21 protein-coding genes and 1 tRNA gene are annotated in these 24,981 nt (G+C 58.1%); 7 read left to right on the forward strand and 15 right to left on the reverse strand.

The genetic code is table 11. From position 1 onward, the window contains the following. Window positions 1–235: 235 nt before the first annotated feature. From NA8A_RS10180 to NA8A_RS24645, 10 genes are all read right to left on the reverse strand, one after another. A complete protein-coding gene (locus tag NA8A_RS10180) occupies window positions 236–1,006 on the reverse strand; it encodes a metallophosphoesterase (RefSeq protein WP_009450361.1) in 771 nt (256 codons plus the stop codon). Between the two features lie 153 nt (window positions 1,007–1,159). Then, window positions 1,160–4,333 (reverse strand): SIR2 family NAD-dependent protein deacylase, encoded by a 3,174-nt coding sequence (locus NA8A_RS10185; RefSeq protein WP_009450362.1) that lies wholly within the window; start codon window positions 4,331–4,333, stop codon window positions 1,160–1,162. 164 nt (window positions 4,334–4,497) lie between these two features. Beyond that, a complete protein-coding gene (locus tag NA8A_RS10190) occupies window positions 4,498–5,463 on the reverse strand; it encodes a hypothetical protein (protein WP_157174140.1) in 966 nt (321 codons plus the stop codon). Window positions 5,464–5,568: 105 nt separating this feature from the next. Then, window positions 5,569–6,318: a hypothetical protein gene (locus NA8A_RS10195; RefSeq protein ID WP_009450364.1), complete on the reverse strand. Its 750-nt coding sequence runs from the start codon at window positions 6,316–6,318 to the stop codon at window positions 5,569–5,571. Next, window positions 6,318–7,094, reverse strand: coding sequence for a hypothetical protein (locus tag NA8A_RS10200; RefSeq protein ID WP_009450365.1), 777 nt, complete (start codon window positions 7,092–7,094; stop codon window positions 6,318–6,320). Before NA8A_RS10200 ends, NA8A_RS10195 begins: the two co-directional genes overlap by 1 nt. Next, window positions 7,094–8,914, reverse strand: a complete 1,821-nt coding sequence (locus NA8A_RS10205) for a hypothetical protein (RefSeq protein ID WP_009450366.1) — start codon at window positions 8,912–8,914, stop codon at window positions 7,094–7,096. The genes NA8A_RS10200 and NA8A_RS10205 overlap by 1 nt, the downstream gene beginning before the upstream one ends. A 2-nt stretch (window positions 8,915–8,916) precedes the next feature. Further along, the gene (locus tag NA8A_RS10210; RefSeq protein WP_009450367.1) at window positions 8,917–9,144 is read right to left on the reverse strand and encodes a hypothetical protein; all 228 of its coding nucleotides are present in this window, start codon (window positions 9,142–9,144) and stop codon (window positions 8,917–8,919) included. Between the two features lie 98 nt (window positions 9,145–9,242). Further along, complete coding sequence (locus NA8A_RS10215) at window positions 9,243–9,671, reverse strand: very short patch repair endonuclease (protein WP_009450368.1); 429 nt, start codon at window positions 9,669–9,671, stop codon at window positions 9,243–9,245. Next, window positions 9,668–11,224, reverse strand: a complete 1,557-nt coding sequence (locus tag NA8A_RS10220; protein ID WP_040672391.1) for a DNA cytosine methyltransferase — start codon at window positions 11,222–11,224, stop codon at window positions 9,668–9,670. The genes NA8A_RS10215 and NA8A_RS10220 overlap by 4 nt, the downstream gene beginning before the upstream one ends. Continuing rightward, window positions 11,217–11,399: a type II toxin-antitoxin system Phd/YefM family antitoxin gene (locus NA8A_RS24645; protein ID WP_009450370.1), complete on the reverse strand. Its 183-nt coding sequence runs from the start codon at window positions 11,397–11,399 to the stop codon at window positions 11,217–11,219. The genes NA8A_RS10220 and NA8A_RS24645 overlap by 8 nt, the downstream gene beginning before the upstream one ends. A gap of 486 nt (window positions 11,400–11,885) precedes the next feature. Here NA8A_RS24645 and bufB point away from each other — a divergent pair, with 486 nt between their 5' ends. The 3 genes from bufB to NA8A_RS10235 are packed head-to-tail and all read left to right on the forward strand — an operon-like array spanning window position 11,886 to window position 14,218. Further along, window positions 11,886–12,806: an MNIO family bufferin maturase gene (bufB, locus tag NA8A_RS10225; RefSeq protein ID WP_009450371.1), complete on the forward strand. Its 921-nt coding sequence runs from the start codon at window positions 11,886–11,888 to the stop codon at window positions 12,804–12,806. After that, window positions 12,790–13,617 (forward strand): HvfC/BufC N-terminal domain-containing protein, encoded by an 828-nt coding sequence (locus NA8A_RS10230; protein WP_009450372.1) that lies wholly within the window; start codon window positions 12,790–12,792, stop codon window positions 13,615–13,617. The genes bufB and NA8A_RS10230 overlap by 17 nt, the downstream gene beginning before the upstream one ends. Before the next feature lie 4 nt (window positions 13,618–13,621). Next, window positions 13,622–14,218, forward strand: coding sequence for a DoxX family protein (locus NA8A_RS10235; protein WP_009450373.1), 597 nt, complete (start codon window positions 13,622–13,624; stop codon window positions 14,216–14,218). 53 nt (window positions 14,219–14,271) lie between these two features. On the opposite strand, the gene NA8A_RS10240 is transcribed toward NA8A_RS10235, so the two are convergent. Further along, on the reverse strand, window positions 14,272–14,733 hold the full coding sequence (locus NA8A_RS10240; protein WP_009450374.1) for an Hsp20 family protein: 462 nt from the start codon (window positions 14,731–14,733) through the stop codon (window positions 14,272–14,274). 446 nt (window positions 14,734–15,179) lie between these two features. Here NA8A_RS10240 and NA8A_RS10245 point away from each other — a divergent pair, with 446 nt between their 5' ends. Continuing rightward, the gene (locus tag NA8A_RS10245; protein ID WP_009450375.1) at window positions 15,180–16,139 is read left to right on the forward strand and encodes an alpha/beta fold hydrolase; all 960 of its coding nucleotides are present in this window, start codon (window positions 15,180–15,182) and stop codon (window positions 16,137–16,139) included. Between the two features lie 64 nt (window positions 16,140–16,203). On the opposite strand, the gene hisN is transcribed toward NA8A_RS10245, so the two are convergent. Both hisN and NA8A_RS10255 read right to left on the reverse strand, forming a co-directional pair. After that, window positions 16,204–16,974, reverse strand: coding sequence for a histidinol-phosphatase (hisN, locus tag NA8A_RS10250; RefSeq protein ID WP_009450376.1), 771 nt, complete (start codon window positions 16,972–16,974; stop codon window positions 16,204–16,206). 242 nt (window positions 16,975–17,216) lie between these two features. Then, entirely contained in the window at window positions 17,217–18,107 is an 891-nt protein-coding gene (locus NA8A_RS10255) for an N-formylglutamate amidohydrolase (protein ID WP_009450377.1), read from the reverse strand. 183 nt (window positions 18,108–18,290) lie between these two features. On the opposite strand from NA8A_RS10255, the gene cpdR reads away from it, so the two are divergent. After that, the gene (gene cpdR / locus NA8A_RS10260; RefSeq protein WP_009450378.1) at window positions 18,291–18,653 is read left to right on the forward strand and encodes a cell cycle two-component system response regulator CpdR; all 363 of its coding nucleotides are present in this window, start codon (window positions 18,291–18,293) and stop codon (window positions 18,651–18,653) included. A gap of 130 nt (window positions 18,654–18,783) precedes the next feature. Next, window positions 18,784–18,858 (forward strand) — tRNA-Val (locus NA8A_RS10265). A 313-nt stretch (window positions 18,859–19,171) separates the two neighbouring features. Here NA8A_RS10265 and NA8A_RS10270 read toward each other — a convergent pair. Further along, window positions 19,172–20,494 carry a short-chain fatty acid transporter gene (locus NA8A_RS10270; RefSeq protein ID WP_009450379.1) on the reverse strand — a complete coding sequence of 441 codons (1,323 nt, stop codon included), beginning with the start codon at window positions 20,492–20,494 and terminating at the stop codon, window positions 19,172–19,174. 50 nt (window positions 20,495–20,544) lie between these two features. Then, window positions 20,545–23,970 (reverse strand): molybdopterin-dependent oxidoreductase, encoded by a 3,426-nt coding sequence (locus NA8A_RS10275; RefSeq protein ID WP_009450380.1) that lies wholly within the window; start codon window positions 23,968–23,970, stop codon window positions 20,545–20,547. A gap of 70 nt (window positions 23,971–24,040) precedes the next feature. Here NA8A_RS10275 and NA8A_RS10280 point away from each other — a divergent pair, with 70 nt between their 5' ends. Then, window positions 24,041–24,976, forward strand: a complete 936-nt coding sequence (locus NA8A_RS10280) for a LysR family transcriptional regulator (protein ID WP_009450381.1) — start codon at window positions 24,041–24,043, stop codon at window positions 24,974–24,976. The last annotated feature ends 5 nt before the right edge of the window (window positions 24,977–24,981 follow it).

The raw sequence follows: 24,981 nt of genomic DNA on the forward strand, positions 1-24,981 counted from the left end.
AAATGCGAAACAATTTCTAATGCGCAGTTCTGGCGCTTGTTTTTGTCTTAAGTCGCAAGAAATTTAATTTTGGGCAGTTTACCGAAATTGATACATTTGACCGCGGCACGCGCATGCTTTCTAGGGTATGGAAATCTGCACTGAATCCAGTTTTCCACAGATTTTCCATGAAATGAAGTCACTGCGCTCGCCGCGTCTGTAGGCAAGAAAACAAGTGTTCGTCATCCATCGCAAATCAGTTTCCGATCTCGACAACATGAGCTTCATCGAAGGCAGGGTTGCTGAACATCGACCCAGCTGGGTTGCAAAGGATACGCGTCCCGTTTGGTCTGATCATGTCAACGCTGGCGTGAATATGCCCGTGCACCCACAAAGCGATCCGGCCGCTGTCGGTCAAATGCGACAGGTCGGAAGCTGAATTGCCGGCACTCCACGTGTTGCGATGCGCAAAAGGCAAGCATTCGGGGTGCGGTGCGTGGTGGGTGATCACGACAACTGGCAGGTCGCCATCTGCTTCCGCAATCGACTTTTCCAGATTCGCTCTCGCGTCGGCGTGCAGCATAATCGCGTCGCCCACAGTGATCGGGCGCCTGCCGCCATCATGCTTGATGTCGATCTGCTCACCAGTTTCAGCGCGTGGATCGACTGCTTCAGGGGATAATGCATAGTCGGTCCACAGCGTCGTGCCGATGAAACGGCAGCCAGCAATCGAAATAGTCTCGCCTTCGAGCAGTGTTACGCCATGCTCGATGGCGAGCGTCCTGGCCATTGCCAAACCGTCGCTCAGCGCACCGTTCCAGTGTTCGTGATTGCCCAACACAAAAACCACAGGCTTGCCGCCAGAAAGCTGCGCCAGAAACTGGAATGCACGCCGGCAATCCCCCTGCCATACGTCGCCGGCGACAACCATCACGTCGAAATCTGGCCGCTGCGGCTGAAAGGCATTTGGATAGGGGATGGTTTCAAGATGAAGGTCGGACAAGACCCAAAGCCTAGGCACGTTCATCCCCCCTCCTTGAAGAAAGGCGGCCGATTTTAGGGTAATGCTCGAGGCGTTTGTGCTGGAATTCGCGAGGCATTCTGAAATCGTATGACATGCAACGGGATACTTGAAGCGCTCTTTGCTTAGCTAAGGGATAGGAACGCAGTCGCTTTGCTTTCAGCGCGAGTCCGATTGGATGGAGATCACGTTCATTGCCATCGGCCCGCGGAATGTGAAGGCGATGTTGAAATTGACTTCATCATAGAGCTGTATCGCCTCCCAATGGTCACGGGAGCTGTTGTACTCATGCGCGAAAATATCTCGTCCGTGCTGGTGGCTTGCTATGAACACGTACCCAACTTCCTGCTTGACGACTTGGCCCTTGAAGACCGTTGGAGCCCCACCCGGATCGGTCAAGCAGGCATTCGGCGTCCTTTTTGCCGAAGGGGAAATCGGAGCGTCCTGCAAGCTGTCAAATATGCTGTCGCTGCCAGCATAGTCGCCTGCAAGGAACAATTCTCGGCCATACCAAAGCTGAGCGTCATAGTTGTTATCCCCGTTCGAGAAGCCCGAACGGAAGTGCTGTATTGCGGAACGGCGCTCGGCAACATCGGACGATCGCGCCTGCAGCACGCCTAACTGAAAATGCGCCGTTTTCGCCGTTGGGTGCTCAGTGATGACCTTCTGCAGAATGGTCTTCGCGGAGGCAACATCGTCTCCTTCGAGATAGAGGTTTGCCAACCTGACAGCGATCCACTCTTGCCGCGGATTCGCCCTAAAGGCTTTTTCCAAGGCGATCTTTGCGTTAGGGTTGTCGCTTATGGCAGTCCGGTAGTTCGCCTCGGTGGTCAAGATGTACTCATCGTTCGGGAAGAGCCGCTGGCCAGTCGACAGTTCACTTTCAACTTCCTTCATGCGCTCCAGAAGGACGCGGTCCCGCCCGCTTGCTCCCTGCTCTTCCCGCAGCATGTCCTTCAGTTCGTCTATCAGAACGAGCAGCCTAGTGTTTACCTCGTAGGCATGTCGGCGGGAACCGGACCTAAGTCGGCTGAGTGAACGGCGGCGATACTCAGCCCGGAGAAGCGGGTTGGATTCATCCAGGGCCTTCTTCCGATAGAGAACCGCTATCGAGTGCTGAATGCTTGCATCGTGCCCTGCGATCTCCTCGGCCTTCCCTAGCAATTTCTCGGCGCGCGGCAGGTTGCCTCCGCCGTGGTTGATCTCGAAGATCGCTTCCTGCTGAAGTATATAGGGATCGTCCTGTCCCACCGCTTGCTGAGCGACTCTGTAGAGTGATCGGCCCATTTCCACTGACGGGAACGTGTCCGCCACGACGCGTCCGCGCGTCATTTGGTCAAACGCCTCTTTGTCCACGGAGAAGCTAATGTTCAGACCGCCTAGAATGCGCAGGATCTGGTTCAGCTTGTCTTCGTGGTTTGACAGCGTCTCCGAAAATACAATCTCTGCGACATGCGGGTGCCTAGCGCGGTACACGCGATCGCCGATGTATCGGTCATATTCACTGTAGACGATCTTTTCCAGCGGCTGGAATAGCTCTTTCTCAAACTCCTCAAAGTGGATGCCGGACACCCGGGCGATTAAGCCGGCACGTACCGGAACACCAAACCGGTTGAGGGTGCAAATGTCGAGATAGAGAAGTTTCGCCGCTTCGGGCGTTATGCGAGCATATTCGTCGACCACGATCTCTTCGAACGGTCGGCCGAGGGTGGCTTCGTGAAGTGCTACAAGAATCTGTCGTTGGGCCCGGTCCTTGAAGGCCCTCACCCGATCATCGGGCTTCATCTCCGCGAGCAGGCCGAGAGCTCGGTGCGTCCCCAGCTTCTCGAGGAGCTCGCCAATTTCAAGATCGGTGAGGTAGCGGACGGGGTAGGAATTCACAACGAACTCTTCAAGAGCCTCGCAACGCGTGTTCCATTCGTTATCGCGCTCCGCAGTTATGACGCTCAGCTGCACCTTCCTTGTCTGCATCTGCCTAAGGAAAAGTGATAGTTCCGAGGCACGAAGCGATGGACGATCGACAATCAGGAAGATGCGGCGATTCGTCAGTTCATGGATTTCCTGAAATCGGTCGGCACGGAGGGCACCCATGTCGGAAAGATAGAAGACCAATGCGTCATAGTCGGTCGCTGCGTCCCACGCCGTTCGCTTGAGAGCCGTGGTCTTGCCGTTGCCGGCCGCACCCTTAAGCACGAAGAGCTCGACGGGTTTTCTACTGGCCGTCTCTTCCTCCAGAACGGCGTCTACGAGAACAGTGTCCGAGACCTTGCGGCGGACGTCCAGCTTTGCCAAAACGCCTGCAAATCCACGGTCATAGCCCTTGTAGTAGTCGACCGGTTCAACCTGCTCAATAGGCATACCGGCCCTAACGTGCAGGATGTCAGTAGCAAGATACTGGACTGTCGCCTCACCGTAGGTGCGATCGGCTAGCACACGGAAACGATCGATCGATGGTGCGCCGGATTGTCTGAAGCTGGAAAGTCTGCGGCTGTTGGCGGGAATCTGCCGGTCCAGCTCCCGAAGAAAAGTCTCGAAGGTCGCCTTGATCGGGGTGATCCGGTTAGATTGCCAAAGACGTGCTTCGATATCTTCGAACTTTGGCGACACCACATAGTATTGCGGTCGCCTTTCGTTCGCGTTGAACAGGTCGAAGAGCACGGTCCGTATGTTCGGGTCGTCGATGGAGTAGCCGCAGAAGATTAGGGGAAATTCGTGCGCCATGCCCCGAAGCATGTCGAACAGGCGAGATCGATGCTGCGCAAAGGTGACGTACTGGTCCGAGGTTATGATTAACGGCGCTTCGGCGTCGTTCGAGTGATTCAAGCAACCGTGCAGCTTTAGGAACTTCAGCGGATTTTCGACCTTCTTCGCCTCCCGTTCCACAAGCTGGTCGTTCTTGATGAAAGGCACCAGCGTCTGCAGTGGCTTTTCCGTGGACTGGTATGCTCGGTCAATGATGAGATCGTAGTTGGTGGTCGCGACAGCGTGCCAATGAAACTCCGGAATCAGCAGGTGAAAATCGGCGGGTGAAAAATCGAGCAGGAGTTCCTTGAGATAGGCCTGCAATTGCAGTAGGCCCGCCTCCGAGACACAGAACTGCGCTACAGCCGCAAGCGACCGATCTTTGAGCCTGCCCCCCAGAAATTTGTCTGAAAGTAGGATCTTGAGATCGTCTCCCTTGGGAGCGGATCTTTGCGGATTTGGATGTTTAGCTCCTATGGAGGCGCCTGACCCGAGGAAAAGGATGGCATTGCCTTCGCGCACAGCATCTACGAGTGCGGCCGGTAGTTCTAGCGGCGTCTGAACCAAGATCCCCCCTTTGGTCTGCGCCATCGTAATCGGAACACCTTGTGCGCGACCTGTAGTATCCAACCTGCAGATTATGCCAGCATCGTTGTGCAGCCCTCAAACACACAACCACTTTTTCACAAAATTCAACTACCGAATACTCTGCTACGTACAGGCAGGTCACGCTGATTCAGGACATGGCTGTGAATTTATGCCCGGCCAGAATAGTCGCTGAACAAATCCTGCTGCCCATCATCGGCTGTCGAATAGGCGCCGAGAATCGCATCCAAGGCATTCTTATTAAGCGCTTCGGACAGGATTTCTCCGTTGAATTCGAGCACTCTGAGCACCCGAATATTCTTTGGAGCGTTTGCCTTCCCTTGGTAGGCCCACTGCACCCTGATCGTATCGATGATATGGATACTCAAACGCTCGGCCTTTACAAGCTGCCAGAAATGCTCGTCCTCTATCCGGAAGAACCGCTCCCGACCTTTCACATCCTTCCCTTTCCAGAACCGGTGCCGATCCTCCCGATCCCAGTTTGGCGACGTGACTTTCAGATCGACAATTCCCGTTGTCCACGGTTCATCATCCTCGTCCTCCGCTGGCGGAAGCGCGACCTGGAGGCGGGCAAAATCGGAACGGTCTATCGGAAAAACCGGCTCGTCCTCGAAACCCACAGCGCGAAGATCGCGGGTGTCTGCGCAAGCCTGATAAAACTCGTTTCGGGCTTCATAGACGTCCCGGAAGCGGATCGTGGTGATCCCGGCCTGTTCGAGATCAGATGTACCCCGCTGAAGGATTGATTTCGTTGCCTCCACGACAATCCGGGCGCTGGTCTGGCACTTGATCTCGTCGCTGGGCTGCTTTTCCGATTCCTCTTTATCATCCGGCGCTGAAAAACCGTCCCGGATCGACGCTCCGATGACTTCCGCCCAATGCGCAGGTGTCTGCTCCGTCAGACCCTTTATGAAGCCTTGTCCGACATCACTCTCGGTAAACGTCCAGACGGCAAGCCAGCCGCCAAAGATGTAGATGCCGATTTTGCTCTTGAAGGAACCGGCCTGCGGCGGGAGCACCAGGATTTCATATTTCAGCTTCCCGTCGAATACCTCCCTGTTGAGGGAAGCCACGATCGCAGCTGTCTGCTGTGCCGTGCGAACAAAGGTTGCCAAGGGTATTTCATGGCCGGGCAGATCAAAGTGGATCGGCAGGACCGCAACCGCGCCACCCGTCTCCTGTTCCGATCTTTCTGCCATTCTGCCCCCTTACAGCCCCGTTCAGGCGGCTTTTACCTGCCCCGCAGTCATGAGTTTCCGCCACTTCTCAAATTCATCGGGCAGAATTCCAATGAATGCACTGTCAGCCATGCATTCCGGATCATAGGTCAGGTCCAGCTGGCGGAGGACGAGCCCAAAGCGTCGGGCACTGCCTCGACCGTTGCCCGCAACGCCGGTGCGCGGGCGCGACTTCCCGTTATCAAAATACAGCTTGTTTGCCGCCTTGATGATGGGCCTGCTCCCAAGGACCTGCTGCCGGCCGCCAAACTGTTCGAGTATTTCCCCATGCACACTGAGGGGGTGCGCCGACTTACGCGGCGCAATCAGAAGAAAGCGCGACGCTTCACCGTGGTCTTTTACAAGCTGCCAGGGGGAGCGTACCAGGTGACGGTAATAGTGGCGGTAATCAGAGCTGAGTGCGTACAGATACTCCTGCTTCGGTGACCGGTTTCCACCGGCATCCGGCGGGCAAAGCCTGTCGAACCAATGCAGGGCGAGAGCACTCCACAGCCCTTTATCGCCGCTGATGGCGGCGGCGTCGAATTGCTTAAGCAGCGTATTCAGATAGACGCCGAACATGTACCGGTCATCGAACTGTCCGGTTCCGGGTTCAATATGGAAGTCAAGCGGCGCAGACGTTTCCGGACTCTCAAGAAGGTGATACGGTGGCGGTCCTTCTGCCCCGTCTCTGATGTAATCGGTGAACGCAGCGATCCCGGCTTCGTTAAGCTTTCTGAATTTCCCCGCCATTAATGTTCCTCCGCAGCAGTTCTGATCCTGTCCACCAGTGACAGGTTTTCACAAAACCGCATTGCAACGTCATCAATCCAGTTTTCTTTCGAAATCTCATCGGGAAGTTCGCGCGGATCGTCTGCCGCTCCGAGTTCGTTCCGGCAGTACTCGAGCCATTCTTCCTTCCATCCAGGTTCGTCGTCCTCCTCACCCGTGTCGGACACTCTGACAAGGTCCTTGAGGACGAAACGCAAAGCTGCCGGAAGTAAAAGTCCCTGCATCATAGGACTTTCCAAAAGCTTGTGTGAAAACCCCGGAATTCGCTTGTTCACAACAAGGACGGGGCGGTCTCCCTGCTCGATCTCAACCTTCCAGACATCGTGGCGAAGATCGCTGTAGAGTATCGGAAAGATACTGCGACGACCGTCGCTGTCGTCTTCACTTTTGGGTTTCAGACGTTCTGCCGACCCAAGCAGTTTTCCCGGCTCTGCATCATTATCGACCACCTTCAGCCGGAACAGAACGGAACCGCTCTTGTCCACTTCGCTTAGGACCAGTACATCCGGAACATTCAGCGCGTTTACAGTTCCGCAATCGAACCGCATTCCGGACGAGCGATGATACGCTTCAACAGCAACCGTCGCGTCTCCGGGGAAATTCTGATTGTCGAGTTTCAGTGAAACTTTCGCTTTCAACGGCTCGTCGGGTGCAGTTTCAAGCATACTGATCTCGATACATTCGCGCCCTATGCGCTTGCGGCCCGTTGAGTTAATGCGTCTCTTCGCCGTGCTCATTACAAGGCCCTCGCATCCACGATCAGATCACGCACGACATCAAAGCCGCTGGCTTTCAGATAAAAATCCGGCCCCGTGACATCAAAATAAAGGGTATTGGGCTTGGCAGCTTTGATTTCACCGCCAGTCCTTTCAAAAATAATCTGTTTTGATTTGCTCAGATCAAAATCGAACGGGCTGAATCTCTTGAAGGGATCAGCGCCGATCATGTCATACGCCATCCGAAGGCGTATCCGTCTTGGAAAGCTCCACTGTTGCGCTCCCGGTCCTGCAAGGATTTCAAAACCGCCATTGACCGGATTGATGCGGATTGCCGCTTCTCTTGGCGGAATCTCAGGTTTCGGCTTCTTGACGCGCTTTTTCTTTCCCTTTGAAGCCTGCGCTTTGTCGGCAAGAGAAAAGAAGTCGATCAGCGCATCCTCATCCTGGGTCTCTTTCTGGTCTGCGATCATGTTGTAGAGATCGCGCAATGACTGTCTGATCGCAGAAAGCGTTTTTCGCGGACTGTCCCAACGGGAGGTCAGCTTCTCCGCATTGGAATTCCACGCTGTGTGCGCCGGATTCTCCGCGTCACCAAGAAATTCCGCCACAATGTCATCGTGTGCAATCATGGCACCACGGGCAACGGCGCCGGTAAAATGCCGCTCGCCCGGCAGCGTGATGGGGCCTCTGGCAAACAGGGAGAAAGGCTCTTCACCTTCGGCCAGAGCCTTTATGAAGAGATCGATGTTTCCGGTTTGCGGCGCTTTGCCTTTGGGTTTCAGCACAACCGGCACGCGAAGATGGACGAGATTACCGGCTGAGAATGCGGCCTTCATCGCTTCAATCTGCTCGGGTGACAGATGATCGGGCAACAGCCGGGAGTCGCCAATCGTCCCCGACGCACCTGCCGCTGTTGTGGAACCCAGTGCGTCACTGATTTCCTTTACAAACGGGAACGGAACATGCGCACCCTTTTTCTCGACGCTGGCGGCGACATCCAGAAAAGTGGATGCGCTGATCAGCGTCTCGCCGACCTCAACTTCCAGCTTCCCTGCGAGAATCGGAAAGTAATAGTTGTTCACCACGCCGGAGAGGATGGTGTCCTCGGTGATGCCATCAATAAAATAGGGGATAATAATACTGAGGCCCGGCTGGCTGCTGCGTTCCACACCGAACAGCGTTCGGAAGGCTTCAACCGCATGGGGATCATTCACGGGCAGCTGGAAGTTGAGGCCGTTTCCCGATCGCCCCTCAAACCAGAAACCGTGCGCGGGATAGTAGACATTTCCGATTGAGTGATTTGCCAGCACGGCCTGTCCCATGACGGACGGGCTATTCTCTCCGGCACGAACGGTCGCCCCGAAGAAAGATCGAACGCGCGATGAAGAGGAATAGACAAGCTTACCCAGCCCCCACCTGCCGCCTTTCTGACCGGACTTTTCCGACTCCCCGACAGCGCGCCAGAAATTGTCGAAGTTATCCTTGTCAGGTTCTTCAAAGCTGCCGGTCAGCCCTTTCGTATTATAATCCTCGATTACCAGAACACGTATTGCGCCCTCTTCATAGTCGGGGCGCTTGATTCCGCATGCATCAAGGTGCGGCTGAAGACCGTTGAAGTATTTCGCAAGCTCGGCAGTTTCAATAGAGTTCAGCGTTTTCAGACTGAAGCGGACCTTGACGGAACCGGCTCCGTTACCCGCATCGGAAGAGTTTTGTATGACTTCCCTGACGAGCGCTTCAGCCAGACCGACATCATCGTTGTTGAACTGATCCCTCTGCGTTACGCCAATCCGGACGCTTGAGGGGTCCGCTTTGTTGAATTCCCAGTAACCCGCCATCGTTAGTCTTCCAATCTGAAATCAGTGTCCTTTCCGCCGGAGTCGCCAAGGAACCTGGCTTTTGCGGAATCCACTTCCTTTTGCAGTGCCCGAACGATCTTCCGGGCATCATCTTCGGAATACTCATAGGAGTTCTTGTTTGCCAGGTTGCCGATCAGCCGGATATCCTTGATCGCACGGTTGACGCGCGCCTCGGCCAGATCGATGAACTTTTTTCGTTTGTCGCGCATATACAGACTCCTTTTCGCCTCCATATCGTGCATATTTGCGATATGTGAGTCAATAAGAGGTTTGTACATTTATAAAATGTACGTGATATGTGTGCGATCTATGGGCGACCTTCCGGGCCAAGAAGCTGATTTTTAACGACATTCAGGACCACCTCCGGATCGGACTTGAGCTCACACTCCCACACGATCAGCACCCTCCACCCTGCGCGTTCCAGTTCGATCGTCTTCTGCCTGTCGCGCTCAACAGTGCGCCGGAATTTCTCCTGCCAGAACCCGGCTCGGGTTTTTGGTGTTGTCGCACCGGCACAACCTTCGTGCCGGTGCCAAAAGCAGCCGTGAACAAAGATGACGGTCCGGTGTTTCCGGAGGACGATATCCGGTTTTCCTGGCAGGCCTGATACGTGAAGACGGAACCGAAAACCCGCGCTGTGAAGCAGCCTTCGCAGGAGCAGTTCCGGCTGTGTGTCCTTGCCCCGGATTCGGGACATGTTCCAGCTTCTGTGCTCCTTTGATATCCGGTCGGTCACGCGGCTCCGTCTTTCATAGCGTCCAGGACCTCCGCGATAATCGCCGCAATCTGCCGCGCCAGATAAGGAGGCACGGCGTTACCGACCTGATGATACTGAGCAGTGCGCGGTCCCTGGAATTTGTAGTTATCCGGGAATGTCTGGAGGCGTGCCGCCTCCCTGACCGTTAGACTCCGGCACTGTGCGGGATCGTAATGAATGAAATAGTGCCCGTCCTTGGAAATGTGGGAGGTAATTGTTGTGGAGGGCTGCTCCGGCAACTGAACACGGAACCGGTCCGAAAACATCTTCCCCTCGCGTCCCAGTGCGACGTTGCCGTGTTCAGGCAGCAGGCTTTCCGGAAAATCCACAAGCTTGGGGCTTCTGCCGGTAATCGATGCAAACGATGATGCAAAAGCGTAACGGCGAAGGTCGGAAGCCATGTGGCCGCGCGATTCGTGGCCGTCCAGAAAATCGAGATGCGGATCATGAATGCTGTCGGCAACATCATGTCCCGCAGAAGGTTTGGCCGGATAGCGGGTTGACCGGCGATTAAGTTTTTGAAGCGGCCGCCCCAGATCAATGCTCATCATATCGATAAGATCACCGGCATATTCGTGACCGTTCAACTCCAGCCTGACGGCCGCCGGATCGATGCCGGCGATTTCGTTCCGCCATGCGGTCAGGGAATCCCCGCCCTTTGAAAGGCCGCTCCGGATTGCCGGGAGATTACCGATTGTCTGCCTGAGGGTCGGCGACTTGCGGGGCTTCAGCCTGCCGGGCACCACCCTGATGTCCTTGCGAACGCCGACAATGAACATGCGGTGCCGCGCCTGTGGCACTCCGTAGTCCTCGGCACGGACAAGAAACAGCCGTGGTTCGGCTTCCAGCCCCGGAAGTTCATCCTGGGACAGCGAATAAAGCCGATAGCCAAGACCATTTGACGTACTTCCCAGTGCCGCCTTGGGACTGGTGAGATCGGCAAGAATCCGGTTGATTACCAGTTCGCCCTTCACCTTTGCGGACAGAAGCCCTTTAACGTTCTCCATCACGAAAACCGGCGGTGCATGATCGATGATGATCTGAAGGTACTCCCGGTACAAAAAGTGCCGGATATCCTTCTCGAATTCAGGGTCACCCATCATCCGGGACCGCCCGACAAGCGAATAAGCCTGGCACGGCGGACCGCCGACGAGCGCCCATCTTGTTTCCGATTTCAGACGCTCGGAGATCAGCTTCCGGACGGTTTCGTGATTTTGCGGGCCGAGAGAGATCTGCAAAGCGGACCGGTCGGCATGTGCCCTGTTCTCCGGATAGAGATCGTAAAGTTCCTCAAGTGGGATTTCCCCCCGAAGGTAGCGGTAGTAGTCCTCCGGAAACTCTCCTCTTGGAAAGCTCCTGAGGAAGTGACGCAAATGCAGAGTTTGGAACGAGAAACGGTCCTGTTCAATCGAGGCTGCGCTTCTGAACCGCGGGTTGGCTTTGCCGTCGTCTAGAGAACAAAAACCTTCGCCGAGCCCGCCAGGACCAGCAAAGACATCGACAACCGGGTATGTTGCGGCGGTGTCAGTCATGGTTGTCGCCTGCATTCCGTTCCGGGGCTTCGGTGGACAGACGCTTATAGTCTTCAACACTCATGACTATGACAACCGGACGTCCGTGCTTTTCAATAGAGACCGGCTCCTGCCGAGCGGTATCAATAAGAAATCCGAAGCGGTTTTTCGCTTCGCGAGCCGACATTGACTTCATGCAGGTCTGATCCAAAAGAGCTATTATGGCTATTGTGTACTGGCAGACTGTCCGGCGCAACGTGTTCGAGAGATTCCATCCCCAACAAGATGGCGCGCATCCAACCCGTGCAGCGTCGGCCATGGGAGTATGGGACAGCAGGAATGCTCCCAACGGGCAGCGGAACGCCCTTTGGTCGATGGGGTGCGGGAGCGTTGAAGACTGCCTTGTGAGTGATCAAACGGCGTGCGACGCCGCCCCACTATTGATAGTCTTGTCGCATCATTAAATGTCCTGCAAGAGCTCGAAGTGTGAATTCGCGCTTGCCGAACGAACTTCTAAACAGGTGTCGAACCCGGCCGTTCCCGAGGGCACGAAAACCCTCGATCCGCTCCCCAGAATATCGGCGCGAGTGACTAATCGAGATAGGTCAACTATGCTGTCTCAAGGGCACGATAGTGTCCAAAAAGGCAAAATACCGTGGCAATCGACACCGGGAGGAGCTTCATGGAACATTCGCTCGAACCCTTCGCCGAACCCCGGAAACGCTTTCCGGCATTCGATCCCGCCGGCCGTGCGGGCGCGAGCTTCAAGCCTCAGCACTTCGAGGCGATTGCCAATGCCCCAACCTCAATCGGGTTTCTGGAGGTGCATGCGGAAAATTACATGGGTGCAGGCGGCACTCCGCACGCCCTTCTGGAATCGATGCGTGCGCTTCTGCCGATTTCCCTGCATGGCGTTTGCATGTCCATCGGCGGGCCCGATCCGCTGGACGAGGCTCATCTTTCGCGCTTCGCCGCCCTTGTCGAGCGCTATGAGCCCTTCACTGTGTCCGAACACCTCGCCTGGTCGACGCATGACGACATCTTCTTCAACGACCTTCTGCCCCTTCCCTATACGGGTGAAACGCTGACGCGGGTTTGCGAACATATCGAGCGCATGCAGGCAGCCATCCGCCGCCCGATCCTGCTCGAAAATCCGTCCACCTATGTGCTGTTTCGTGAATCCACCTGGAAGGAGACCGATTTCTTGCGCGAGATCGTGAAACGCACCGGCTGCGGTCTTCTTCTCGACGTCAACAACGTCTTTGTCTCCGCCACCAATCACGGCTACAGCGCCGGCGACTATCTTGCGCAATTTCCCCTCGAACATGTGGGCGAAATTCACCTCGCAGGCCATGACGAGCAGGAGGACGACGAAGGCGCGCCCCTGCTGATCGACAGCCATGATCGCCCCGTCTCCGATCCCGTCTGGCTGCTTTATGAAAAGGTCATTGCCGCGCGTGGCCCCGTAACCACGCTGATTGAGTGGGATGCGGACATTCCCGATTGGCCGGTTCTGCGTGCAGAAGCCGAGGCGGCGACACATATTCTGGATCGCTATCGTGCGCCCGAAGGGAGCGTGAAGCGCCATGTCCTTCAGTCCTGAACCCGGCAAGGCCACTTCAACCGTACCGGTGCCCTATGGCGATGCCTTCAGCGCCGCCGTGCTTTCTCCGGATCGGCCCGAACCCGCATCGGTAAGCGGGCCGCGCGGCAAGAGCGCCGTAAAGCGCTTCAACGTCTACAGGAACAATGTCACCCATGGGCTTGTCACCGCACTTGGCGAGATTTTTCCGGCGACGGCTGCCCTGGTCGGAGGTGAAAATTTCGCCGCCATCGCCCTGGCTTTCCTGCGCACCCATCCGCCCCGCTCTCCCCTGGTCTTCGAGTATGGGCATGACTTCGCGGATTTCCTGCAAAGCCTGGAGCCGCTTCGTCACCTCCCCTATCTCCCGGATGTGGCGCGCCTCGAACGGGCGTGGCTCGATGCCTATCACGCCGCTGACGTCGCTCCGCTGACCGCCGACACCCTTGCCTGCATACCGTCGGACAAACTTGCCGACACCCGTTTCACGCCGCATCCGGCGATGGTTCTTCTGGCCTCGCCCTATGCGATCCATTCCATCTTTATCGCCCACCGCCCCGGCCCGATGCCCGAACGGCTTCAGGCAGGCAGGCCCGAGGCCGTCCTCGTGACCCGTCCGGCCCTGACCGTAGAGCTTCATCTCGTGCAGGCACCGCAATGGTTCTTCTTCGAACAATTGGCGCGCGGCGAGACATTGGGCGACGCAGCAGCGGCAGTGCTCAACAAGCAGTCCGCAACGGACGCTCCCTTCGATCTTGCCTCGGCCATCGGCCTCATGATCACAAGCGGAGCGTTTTCCGGTTGCGCCATCCCATCGACAATAAAGGATTGACGCAGTGACCGGCTTCGTCTCAACACTTGTCAGGCTATACGCAACCGTTTTCGCAAGCCTCGAACGCGCGGTGGAAGGCTGGTTGCCCGGTCTTGCGGCACGCTTCAGCTTCCTTGCCGTCCTCTATTTCTATTTCCTGAATTCTGCGCTGACGAAGGTCGAACCCGGCATTGCCGGTTTTTTCCATATCGCGGACGGGGCCTATTATCAGATCGCGCTCCCGGCAGTCGAAGCGGCCGGCCGGGACGTCTCCCAAGTCGCATTCCTTCCCTGGGGTCTGATCGTCCGGACCGGCACCTATGCGGAATTCATCCTTCCGATCCTCGTGGTGCTCGGCCTGTTCACGCGCCTTGCCGCTCTTGGAATGATAGGCTTCGTTCTCGTCCAATCCTATGTGGACATTACCGTCCATCAGGTCGGCAAGGAGACGGCAGGAGCCTGGTTCGACCGGTTTTCCGACGGCCTCATCTTCGACCAGAGAACCCTTTGGGTATTCCTGCTGCTTTATCTCGCGGTGAAAGGGGCAGGCGCCCTCTCCCTCGACGCGGCACTCGCGCGTATTTGGACCGGTTCGCGCAAAAAGCCCCTTGCCCTGGCCTGAAGCAAAAGCGGCGCCACGAGGGGCGCCGCCATCATTGCAAAGAATCAGGAGGCTTATTGGGCCTTGGCCTCAATTTCCTTCTTGCCGGATTTATCCGTGGCAATCGGGATGCTGCGCGGCTTCATCTCCTCGGGGATGTTGCGCTTCAGATCGATATGCAGAAGGCCGTTTTCGAGATTGGCGCCAGTCACCTCCACATGGTCGGCGAGCTGGAAGCGGCGCTCGAAACTGCGCGCGGCAATGCCGCGATAGAGCAATTCGCCGTCGCCCTTTTCTTCCCCGTTCTTCTCACCCTTGATGGTCAGCACATTGCGATGCGCCTCAATGGAAATGTCGTCCTGGCCAAAGCCGGCGACAGCCATGGAGATGCGATAGGCATCATCGCCCGTGCGCTCAATATTATAAGGGGGATAGGTCTGCGCGTTCTCGGGCTGCCCGAGCGTGTCGAGCATGCTGAAAAGCCGGTCGAAACCAACGGTGGAACGATAGAGAGGCGAAAAATCGACGTGACGCATGGTCTGTTCTCCTTTGAGCAACAATTCGCGTTTGGCTCATTTCAGGAAACCCGCTTCGGGCGTTTCGCTTGAACCAGCAGCCCCGTTCTGGCGGCTGCAGAGTTCATATGGGTGCGTCAAAAATCCGGTTCAAGAGGCAGGGTTGAACGCGCGCGCTTCACCGATGAACGCACGATGAACGAACCGCTCGGGCAACGTTCAGATTGCCCCATCTATGGTGTGATCAACGTTTCGGCGGACCCTGCCCCGCCCCAGCCAACGCACCGGATGTAACGTCCCTTCCTCCGGTGCGCGAAAGCCGGAAGCGGCATGACGCCGCTTCCGGCCTTTCTTTACGGTACCCTGAACAGATGAAGTTGCAGCGTTTGCCTTGCCTTCGCCTCTGCCCCTCACTATCAATCTGCCGACCTTCAACCGACAATGCCGCCGAGGCCGCAGATCCGCGCATGGACGACCTTCTCGTCAACATCCCGGAAAACCCGGTTCCCGCGAACACGATTGCCGGCATGCTGGATGTGGGCGAAGGGTTGCGGCTGCGCTATGCCCGCACGGCTCCGCTCGAAGGCTCGACCAAAGGCACGATTGTCATTCTCCCCGGCCGCAATGAGTTCATCGAAAAATATTTCGAGACCATCGCGGATTTCACCCGCCGCGGATATGGCACCGCCATTCTCGACTGGCGCGGTCAGGGCGGCTCCACGCGGCTCCTGAAAAACCCCGACCGCGGCTATGTGGAGGATTTCCGCGACTACGCAGACGATCTCGATGTCTTTTTCCAGGACGTCGTTCTGCCCGACTGCCGCGGTCCCTATCACATCGTCGCGCATTCCATGGGCGCGCTGATTGCGCTGCGGGCGGCCCATGGCCTGGTCAACCGGGTGCGCCGCATGGTGCTGTGCGCTCCGCTCCTGGGCATCTACGCAAGCCCGGCAACAACCCGCTGGGTAAGGCGCTTTGCCGTCACGCTTCATGCGCTCGGCCTGGGACGCCTCTACATGCCCGGCCGGCGGCGCTCGCAAAAGGCACCACCCTTTTCAGACAACGCGCTGAGCACGGATGAAAAGCGCTTCGAGCGCAACCGCGCAACGGTTCTGGATAGCCCCGGCCTGTCCATAAACGGGCCAACGATTGCCTGGACACGCGCCATGTTCAAGGCAATCGAAGAGGTGGAGGAGCCGGCCTTCATGGCCCAGATCCACATTCCGACCCTGTTCCTTGCCGCAGGTTACGAACGAGTGGTCTCCACCCGAGCCATCGAGCGTTACGTGCGGCGGCTTCGCAGCGCCTCCATGCTCACCATCGATGGCGGGCGCCACGAACTGCTTCAGGAAAAGGACTTCTATCGCGAACAGGCCCTTGCCGCCATCTCCGCCTTCTTCGACGGCGACGGCAGCCAGCACTTCTGAACTTCTCGGCTCGTCCTCCCCCTGCAACGCCAGGAAACCCGCCCGGGCGCAAACCGCTGCCTGTTCAGCGTAGCAGCGCCATAGCCTTTTCATGCAGTCGCGGCGTTGCTGCGGCGATAACATCGCCGCCGCCCTCAGCACGACCGCCAGCCCAGGTGGTAATGACACCGCCCGCCTGCTCGACAATCGGAATGAGCGCCACGATATCATAGGGCTGCAGGCCGGATTCGATGACCAGATCGACCTGCCCGGCAGCCAGCATGGCATAGGCGTAGCAATCGGTACCGTAGCGCGGCAGGCAGACCGCAGCTTCCACCCGGTCATAGGCCGGACGGCGCAGCGGGTCGAAAAGCGACGGCGTCGTGGTGCAGAGCGTGGCGTCGGAAAGTTCGGTCGTATCGCGAGCCGCAAGCCGCCGGTTGCCGCCCGGACCTTCGTAATAGGTGCCCTCGCCCGTGGCAAAAAACAACTCCCCGGTGAAGGGTTGCGACATCATCCCGGCCTGCGCGCGTCCCCCGGCAGTCAGCCCCACCAGCGTGCCCCAGAGCGGAATGCCCGAGATGAAGGCCCGAGTCCCGTCGATGGGATCGATGATCCAGCGCCTTTCACTTGCCTCCCGTTCAAGGCCGAATTCCTCACCATGAATGCCATCGTCGGGATAATCCTCGACGATCAGCGCCCGGATTGCCCGTTCCGCCTCCCGGTCAGCCTCCGTGACGGGATCGAAACCGCCGGCGAGCTTGTTGTCGATCGACACCGGATGGCGGAACCGCGGCAGGGTTTCAGCGGCCGCAGCGGCCGCGACGCGGCGCAGAAAGGCCGGCGAAATCGTCATGTCTGTCTCCTGGAATAGAAGGCACCGGAAAACGGAGCGCGGGCCCCGGTGAAGCAGTGCTTCACATTGTTATGATGAATTGCCCGTTAACGCTTGACAATTGTGCAGCGCAACATAAACTTTCAATCGGGCAGTTTGTTCTGCCTAATGCCCTTTTGGGCGTTTCCTCCCTAGACTTTAGACCGCGTCGCGAAGCGATGCGGTCTTTTTTTATGCATCCGTTAGGTGCGATGCAGCATGCGCTATTCGGCAGCGAGCGGATATTCGGAGAAATACTGGTTCGCAACCAGCATCAGCTCATGGGAGAAGCTCGTCAGGTCTTCCATGAGAGCATAAAAGCCCTCCGTCTTTTCCAGCGTGCGCTCATTCATGTAAAGCCCACGATTGACCTCGATCTGCAGGGCGTGCAGCCCCTGCGCCGGACGGCCGTAATGTTCGGTGATGAAACCGCCCGCATAGGGCTTGTTGTGCACCACGCAATAGCCACGCGAGGCAAGAAGTCCGATGGCGCACTCGGTAAGAATGGGCGCTGCCGAAACCCCGAAGCGATCGCCAATGATGAAATCGGGACGTAACCCGCCCTCGCCCGAGCGGATTCCTGCTGGCATGGAATGGCAATCGATGAGAATGCCCACGCCGAAGGCGCAATGCGTGTCGATCAACAGGCGCTTGAGACAATCGTGATAGGGCATATAGATGCCCTCGATACGCGCCGTGGCTTCCGAAAGGGACAGCCGGCCTGAATAAATGTCGAGCCCCTCGCCCACCAGCTTGGGCACGGTACCCAGCCCCCCCGCCACGCGCGGAGAGCGGATATTCGCGTAAGGCGGTACCGGATCGCGGAACATGCGCGGGTCGAGTTCCCAGGGCTCGCGGTTCACGTCGAGATAGGCGCGCGGAAAATTGGCGATGAGCATGGGCGCACCGCAACCGATGGCGCCTGAAAACAGCTCATCCACATAGCAATCCTCGGAGCGGCGGATGGTGGCCGCATCGAGCCTGCTCATGGCGAGAAAACGTTCGGGATAATGGCGGCCGCTATGCGGCGAATTGAAAACGAATGGAAATTGCCGGTTAGCGGGTAAGACAACCTCAAACGCGGGAATTTGCGCGAAATCCGTCACGGCTTCCATGTCTGTTCGCGCTTCTTCGCTTTTTGTCATTGTCTGAGCCTGCCACCCATGCAATCGCCTGTCCAGCCTGCCTTGGGCCGGCGGGGTGCGGGATTCACTTGATATTTACCACGTGAGAATCATATAGCTAATCACTACGAAGCGGCTCGCGGGACGCCGCATTTGCACGATTCGGAAGACACGATGGCACGGATTCTCCTGGCGGAAGACGACGACGATATGCGGCGCTTTCTTGTGAAAGCGCTTGAGAGGGCGGGATATGACGTTGTCGATTTCGACAATGGCGCCGGCGCTTATGACCGTTTGCGGGAAGAGCCTTTCTCCCTGCTCTTAACCGACATTGTCATGCCTGAGATGGACGGCATCGAACTGGCGCGCCGCGCCACCGAGATCGATCCCGACCTCAAGGTGATGTTCATCACGGGTTTTGCTGCGGTCGCGCTCAACCCTGATTCCAACGCGCCCCGTGACGCCAAGGTTCTTTCCAAGCCGTTTCATCTGCGCGACCTCGTGAACGAGGTGGAAAAACTTCTGCAGGCGGCCTGAAGCGGGCCGAAATCTGCTTCTACGGTGGGGTTTTCCGGCCATGTTCCGGACCTTCGCGGGGGAAGCGAAAAAATCGCTTCCAACTCTATTGACGCCGCCAGCAAATATGTGGTGTATGCGCGCGTCGGATGGGCGTGTAGCTCAGCGGGAGAGCACTACGTTGACATCGTAGGGGTCACAGGTTCAATCCCTGTCACGCCCACCATCCACACCAAGAACTTAACATTGCTTGACATAGTTCCCGACAGGTTCAGTGAACCGGTCGAGGCCCGAAGCAGTCGCATGCTTCCCGGCGTTGCAGTCGCAACACCTTTCCACCTTCAACTACAAGGCCGGAACTATCCGCTTGAGCGACGTATAGCGTAGGCGACCGGCGATGATGAACACAGTCAATCAGATCATCTTCAGAAAATTCTGATCGGCCGCCGCTGCAATACAAGAATCTACGATCATGGAGCGATCAACCATTGCACATGCAACGATGGACCGCTCCAATACCCGTCTATGAGCTCTGAGAGTTACATCATCCCTGCAACCAGCAAGACGAGGCCGATCACCGCGCCGGTGGTGAACAGGGCCAGAGCGCAGAAGCCCATGATGTCCTTGGCACGCAACCCGGCGATGGCCAGGGCCGGCAACGCCCAGAACGGCTGTATCAGGTTGGTCCAGGCATCCCCCCAGGCGAAAGCCACAATCGTGGGGGCGGGATTGGCGCCGAGGGCGCGCGCAGCTTCGATTGCAATCGGCCCCTGAATGGCCCACTGCCCCCCGCCGGACGGCACGAGGATGTTCAGCAATCCCGCCGAGAGAAAGGTCAGGAACGGAAGAGTTGCCTCAGTCGCGATCTCGCTGAAATAGCGGACGAGATCGGCGGACATGCCGGAACTCGCCATCATGCCCATAATCCCGGCGTAGAATGGGAACTGGATCACCACGCCCGTAGCCCCGGAAACACCCTCTTTCAGCGCTTTCAGATAGGCGGAGAGCGACCCATGCAGGATCATCCCCGTGAAAATGAGGATGAAGATCACCGCGTTCAGATCCAGCCCGCCGTTTCGAAGGAAATAGACGCCAATGGTCGCCAGGCCCAGAATGCCGGTAAGGATGCCGAGCAGGCGCGAATTCTCCATCCGCGTTGCCGGCAGCCCGTCATCGGCTTCCACGCCGTCATCCTTTTCCAGAAGCGCCGACTGAGGAATCCCGACCGGCTCCGTGATGGATCGGCTGAGCAGATAGAAGGTCAAGATCAGCGTCAGTCCGACCAGAATGGACAACGTCAAATTCAGTGAAGAGAAGATGGTATCCGAAACCGGGATCAATCCGCCCGCTGCTTCCTGAAGAAAATTCCCCTCGGTCGCCATAAGCAGGGTCGCGGAACCGGACAGTCCGCCATGCCAGGCAATGAACGAGCTATAGGCAGCCGCGATCAGGAGGCGATAGTCCACACCCTTGACGTTGCGGGCCAGTTCTCTTGCAAGAACCGCGCCTGCCACGAGGCCGACGCCCCAGTTGATCCAGCAGGCCACAAGCGTGAAGCCGGTGACAAGCACGATGGCGCGGCCGGGCGTGGTCGCCAGTTTTGCAACTTGATCCACCAGCCGGCCGAAGGCCGGGCTGCGGGCAAGCGCGTAGCCGCCCACAAGAACCAGTATCATCTGCATTGCAAAGGCATGCAGCTTGAAGAAGCCCCCATACCAGACCTCCGTCATGCCGACCGGGCTGACGCCCTTCAGGACCATGCCGGCAATGAAGACCGCAAAGGTCAACACGACGGCAAGGATCAACGGATCCGGCATGTATCTTTCGAACAGCCGGACAAAACCACGATTTACGATGTTCATTTCAGTCCCCTCAATCATTTTTCTGTTGTTACGAAATCGGTTGGCTTCCCCTATCCATCCAGCACCAGATCGCTGGCAGGCACGGTGCTGCATGTCAGGCACAGTTCCGGGTTGGCGGGGAATTCGTCGCTGATCGGCTGGGTCTTGCCCTGAATGATCCTCACGGCACAGCTTTCGCACTGGCCGGCACGACAGCCGCTTGCCATCTCAAGTCCCGCCTTCTCCGCGAAATCAAGCAGCGTTCCAGCCCCCCTGCTCCATGTCAGGGTCTTGCCGCTGCGCCGGAACTCGACGGTGAACGGTCCCTCGGGCAGCTTGGCGGATTGCCCCGGCAACGGTGCTCCGAAGGTCTCACTATGAATAAGCTCTTCGGGATGGCCCGCCTTTTCCAGCATGGCCTCCACGGCGCGCATCATGGGCGGTGGGCCGCAATGATAAACCTCGGGCGTCGCACCCAGATCGTCGGGAAAGAGATCGGCCAGCTCGATACGTCCGATACGGTCGAAATCAGGTCCCTGGCGATCGCTTGGGGCCGGTGCGTCATAGAGCGATACCATGCTGAAACCCTTCAGCAGCTTGCCAAACGCCCTCAACCGGTCGCGATAGGCATGGCTATCGCCATTTCGATTGGCGTAGACCAGATGCACTCGTGCAGGCGAACCGCTGCTGGCAAGCGTCTCAAGATAGCAAAGGAATGGGGTGATCCCAATGCCGCCCGCCACCATGACGATGGGACGTGACGGCTCAAGCGGAAGTGTGAAACGACCTTTCGGTGCCTGCAACTCCACCTTGCTGCCCAAGTGCAGATGATCGTGAATGAGCGTCGAGGCCCGCCCCGGAGAGAGATCGCTGCGCCCGGTGGGTGCAGCCACCCTGCGCACCGTGATGATATAGCTGTTTCGGCTCTTATCGCGGGCGGAACCGACAAGGGAGTAACAGCGCGTCACGGGGACACCGCCTTCGGGCGCGGCGATCCGCAGCACGATATGCTGGCCGGGCGCGTAGTCGGGCAGATTGTCCCGGCCTTCCACCGCGAAGCCGACGCGCATGCAGTCCTCGGCAATCCGTTCGTGCTCGATCACCCGCGCGGGACGGAAACCGCGCCAGGCCTGCGCACCTTCCTCCAGCGGCCGCACCGCACAGCGGGTTGAACGATGCTGAAGCGCTCCGCTGACCGGATCGGCTTCGCTCAGGGAGATCAGTCGATTGAAGTTCGCCCCTTTATTCGAGAAGGGATCGTATCCAGGCAATCGCAGCTTGGAATTTGCCTGCCAGAAGCCGTAATCAGCCACCGCCGTGCCTGGATCAAGGCTCCGGTCGCAGGCAAGTTGCATGCGCACCTCTCCCGCTTCGGTGCAAAGACGCACGGTGTCGCCATGTTCGAGGTCGTACAACGCGGCAGCATCGGGATGCAGCCGCACCTGCGGTTGCGGCGCCCGTTTGCGCAATGACGGAATGGAACGGTATTGGCTATGGCAATAATAGGGGCTCTTGGCCGTCGTCAGAAGCAGCGGAAAATCGCGGTCGGGCCCGGGAATATCGCCCACGATGCGCGGCACTGGCGGTTGACCATGACGGCGCAGGAGATCCGAATAGACTTCGATCAACCCCGTGTCGGTAGCAAAGCCGCAATATCCTCCCTCGGTCTCTTCAGCGTATTTGCGATGTCTTTGCCTCTGCGGCAACGAAATGCCCTCGGGAGCAGCCCGCAATTGCGCGACGTTTAACCCGGCAGGCGCCAGCTGCCAGTTTCGTGCGGCATCCACATCGCCGCCGAAAAACGCATCGGCCATGCCAAGCCTTGTGGCCAGGGCGAAAACGATGTCTGTGTCCGAACGACTTTCCCCCGCCGATGGGACGACCGCCTGGCGCAATTGGACAAGGCTCTCCGCTTCCTGGCTGACCTCGAAGCCGACCCGCAGGGCTTCCCGCTCCCATGGGGTATTCGCCGGCAGGATGTAATCCGCAAATTGCGCTGTGGGCGTCATCAACCGGTCGCAATGTACGTGGAACTCAAGCTTCTCCAGCGCATCCACCGCCAGATCGGTTCCGGCCTGGGAGACCGCGAAGTTTGCGCCGAAAGACACGAGCCCTCGGACCTTGTAGGGGACGGCATCGAGGATCGCGCGATAGACGTCGAGCGCACGCACCCAGCCCATGGCTGCCGGACCGATGGGACGTTCGCCATAGCCGATGGCGCGGGAGGTGAACTCGGGCGTCAGCAACTCAGCCCCATTCGCGGGGTTCGTTGGAACTTTCGTGAAAGCCACATTGCCGCCTGGCGCGTCATGCCGGCCTTTGAGCGCGACCAGAAGAGCAATCGCTCGATCCGTCTGGGTTGCATGCCGATGCTGGCCCACCCCGGTCCAGCAATAATAGGCGACCGAACGCGAAGCGCTCAGAAGCTCCGCAGCCTTGTTCTGCGCCTCGGGCGCAACGCCGGTCATCCGGGCTACATGCTCCGGAGAATAAGCTTGCACCGCCTCGCAAAGATGGTCGAATGCCGGCCGGCATTCGATCCCGGCCACCACGAACCTGCCGCGCAGCAACAAGCCGGCAGCATCAGCATCGAAACTGCGTCGCCCCGCGTCGTAGAATACCGGCGCACCGTTCCAGGCGACATAGGCCCCGGTCCGGCCAGTTTCGCCAATATCCTCGGCCCGCAGGAACGCTCCTGAATCGGCCCTCACGAGAAGGGCCGCATTCGTCCAGCGGCGCACAAAAACCTCATCATAGCCCCGGCGCTCGATCAGCTGGCGCAGGAGCCCCATGGCAAGCGGCAGGTCGCTTCCAGGCCGCAGTTTCAACCAATGATCGGCGCCACGCGCATAGCCCGCAGCACGCGGATCGACTGCGATAATCCTCGCACCCCGCGCCTTGGCTGCGGCAATCTGGGTTGCCTGGTCGAGCCAGACGGCACTTGGGTTGAACCCCCAGAGAAGGATCGTCTCCGTATTCCTGTAGTCGGGATAAAGGATGCCGCTTCCCGTCGTGAAGGCATGGGCGAAATCCTTGTGCCAATTGCACAATTCCGTTCCGTAGATCGTGTTCGGGCTTCCGAAGCCACGGATGAAGCGCTCGACCCAGTCGATGGAATCGCTCATCGGCGTGCCGCTGGGCGTAGTCACCCCGAAGGCGACGGCCTCCGCCCCGGACTGGGCACGGATCGCCCCCAGTCTTCCGGCAATATCATCCAGCGCCTCGTCCCACCCGATGGGCTCCCAACCGGCATCCTCGCTGCCTTTGGGCTTTGTCCGGCGCAACGGGGTCAATATCCGCTCGGGATCGGCAACGATTTCCGGCGCGGCGCGGCCCTTTGTGCAGAGCGCGGAACCCGTGGGGTGCGAAGGCTCCGGATAAGCTGCCACAAGCCGCCCGCCGCTGACCTCGAAGCGTGCCCCGCATCGTGACCGGCACAAGGCACAGAAGCCCGTTTTCAGGAGCGATTGTTCGGAAGTGGACGTTGCTCGGATCATGGCGGGACGCTATGCACCGCCACACGAAATAACTAGTTTAAATACATAAACAGGGTTATTGATAAAATTTATGCTACCAACCGTCCGACAGCTGCAATATTTCATCGCCGCCGCGCGCAGCGGTCAGATATCCCGCGCCGCCAATGACATGAATGTCACGCAGTCCTCGATCACCATCGCGATCCGGGATCTCGAGGGCAGGCTGGGATACCGCTTGTTCCATCGCAAGTCGAAGGGCGTCGAACTGACCGCCGCAGGGCAGTTGTTCCTGCAGAACGCGACCGGAGTGCTGGCCGGGCTCGAAGACCTGATGACGCTGAGCGTGGAAGATGACCGACATATCGGCGGCGAGGTGCGGCTTGGCGTGACCGACACGGTTTCAGGCTACTACCTGCCTCGAATCTGGCGCGAGATTCGGCACAGGGCGCCCAGCCTGACGATGCATGTGACCGAATTACCAAGGCCGGAGGTTGAAACCGGCGTGCTCGAAGGGCGTTTCGACCTGGGCATCATTCTTATCTCCAACATAGGAAACAAGGAGGATTTCGAGCAAGAAACGCTGCTCGTCTCACAAAGGCAGCTCTGGATCGGCGCGGGACATCCGTTCGCGTCCCGGGAGACGCTCGCCTTCACGGATTTGGTGGATCAACCGTATTTCCTGCTTCAGACCGACGATCACGAGCACACGATGACGGCAGCCTGGGAGCAACACAGGTTCCAGCCGAACATCGTCTTCCGCAGCTATTCGATCGAAGCCATAAGAAGCCTCGTCGCAGCCGGCCACGGGATCACCGTTCTCTCCGACATGATATACCGCGCCTGGTCGCTCGAAGGTCAGCGGCTGCTGCGAAAGCCGATCTCCGACCATATCTCGACCATGAACACAGGTGTCATCTGGCCAAAATCACGCGAGATGAGCAAGGCGACAGCGTTGTTCCTGCGCATCCTGACGGGCGAAATAGCGGCACAACGTGATCAGGGCCGCCGCGGATTTCTCGCCGAATAGTTTCT

The organism is Nitratireductor indicus C115, from assembly GCF_000300515.1.
Taxonomy (GTDB): Bacteria; Pseudomonadota; Alphaproteobacteria; order Rhizobiales; family Rhizobiaceae; genus Nitratireductor; species Nitratireductor indicus.

Coding starts and splice junctions, on each gene's coding strand:
- NA8A_RS10180 (WP_009450361.1), bottom strand. CDS start 1,006: ATGAACGTGCCTAGGCTTTGGGTCTTGTCCGACCTTCATCTTGAAACC.
- NA8A_RS10185 (WP_009450362.1), bottom strand. CDS start 4,333: ATGGCGCAGACCAAAGGGGGGATCTTGGTTCAGACGCCGCTAGAACTA.
- NA8A_RS10195 (WP_009450364.1), bottom strand. CDS start 6,318: ATGGCGGGGAAATTCAGAAAGCTTAACGAAGCCGGGATCGCTGCGTTC.
- NA8A_RS10200 (WP_009450365.1), bottom strand. CDS start 7,094: ATGAGCACGGCGAAGAGACGCATTAACTCAACGGGCCGCAAGCGCATA.
- NA8A_RS10205 (WP_009450366.1), bottom strand. CDS start 8,914: ATGGCGGGTTACTGGGAATTCAACAAAGCGGACCCCTCAAGCGTCCGG.
- NA8A_RS10210 (WP_009450367.1), bottom strand. CDS start 9,144: ATGCGCGACAAACGAAAAAAGTTCATCGATCTGGCCGAGGCGCGCGTC.
- NA8A_RS10220 (WP_040672391.1), bottom strand. CDS start 11,224: ATGACTGACACCGCCGCAACATACCCGGTTGTCGATGTCTTTGCTGGT.
- NA8A_RS24645 (WP_009450370.1), bottom strand. CDS start 11,399: ATGAAGTCAATGTCGGCTCGCGAAGCGAAAAACCGCTTCGGATTTCTT.
- bufB (WP_009450371.1), top strand. CDS start 11,886: ATGGAACATTCGCTCGAACCCTTCGCCGAACCCCGGAAACGCTTTCCG.
- NA8A_RS10230 (WP_009450372.1), top strand. CDS start 12,790: ATGTCCTTCAGTCCTGAACCCGGCAAGGCCACTTCAACCGTACCGGTG.
- NA8A_RS10240 (WP_009450374.1), bottom strand. CDS start 14,733: ATGCGTCACGTCGATTTTTCGCCTCTCTATCGTTCCACCGTTGGTTTC.
- NA8A_RS10245 (WP_009450375.1), top strand. CDS start 15,180: ATGGACGACCTTCTCGTCAACATCCCGGAAAACCCGGTTCCCGCGAAC.
- hisN (WP_009450376.1), bottom strand. CDS start 16,974: ATGACGATTTCGCCGGCCTTTCTGCGCCGCGTCGCGGCCGCTGCGGCC.
- NA8A_RS10255 (WP_009450377.1), bottom strand. CDS start 18,107: ATGGAAGCCGTGACGGATTTCGCGCAAATTCCCGCGTTTGAGGTTGTC.
- cpdR (WP_009450378.1), top strand. CDS start 18,291: ATGGCACGGATTCTCCTGGCGGAAGACGACGACGATATGCGGCGCTTT.
- NA8A_RS10270 (WP_009450379.1), bottom strand. CDS start 20,494: ATGAACATCGTAAATCGTGGTTTTGTCCGGCTGTTCGAAAGATACATG.
- NA8A_RS10275 (WP_009450380.1), bottom strand. CDS start 23,970: ATGATCCGAGCAACGTCCACTTCCGAACAATCGCTCCTGAAAACGGGC.
- NA8A_RS10280 (WP_009450381.1), top strand. CDS start 24,041: ATGCTACCAACCGTCCGACAGCTGCAATATTTCATCGCCGCCGCGCGC.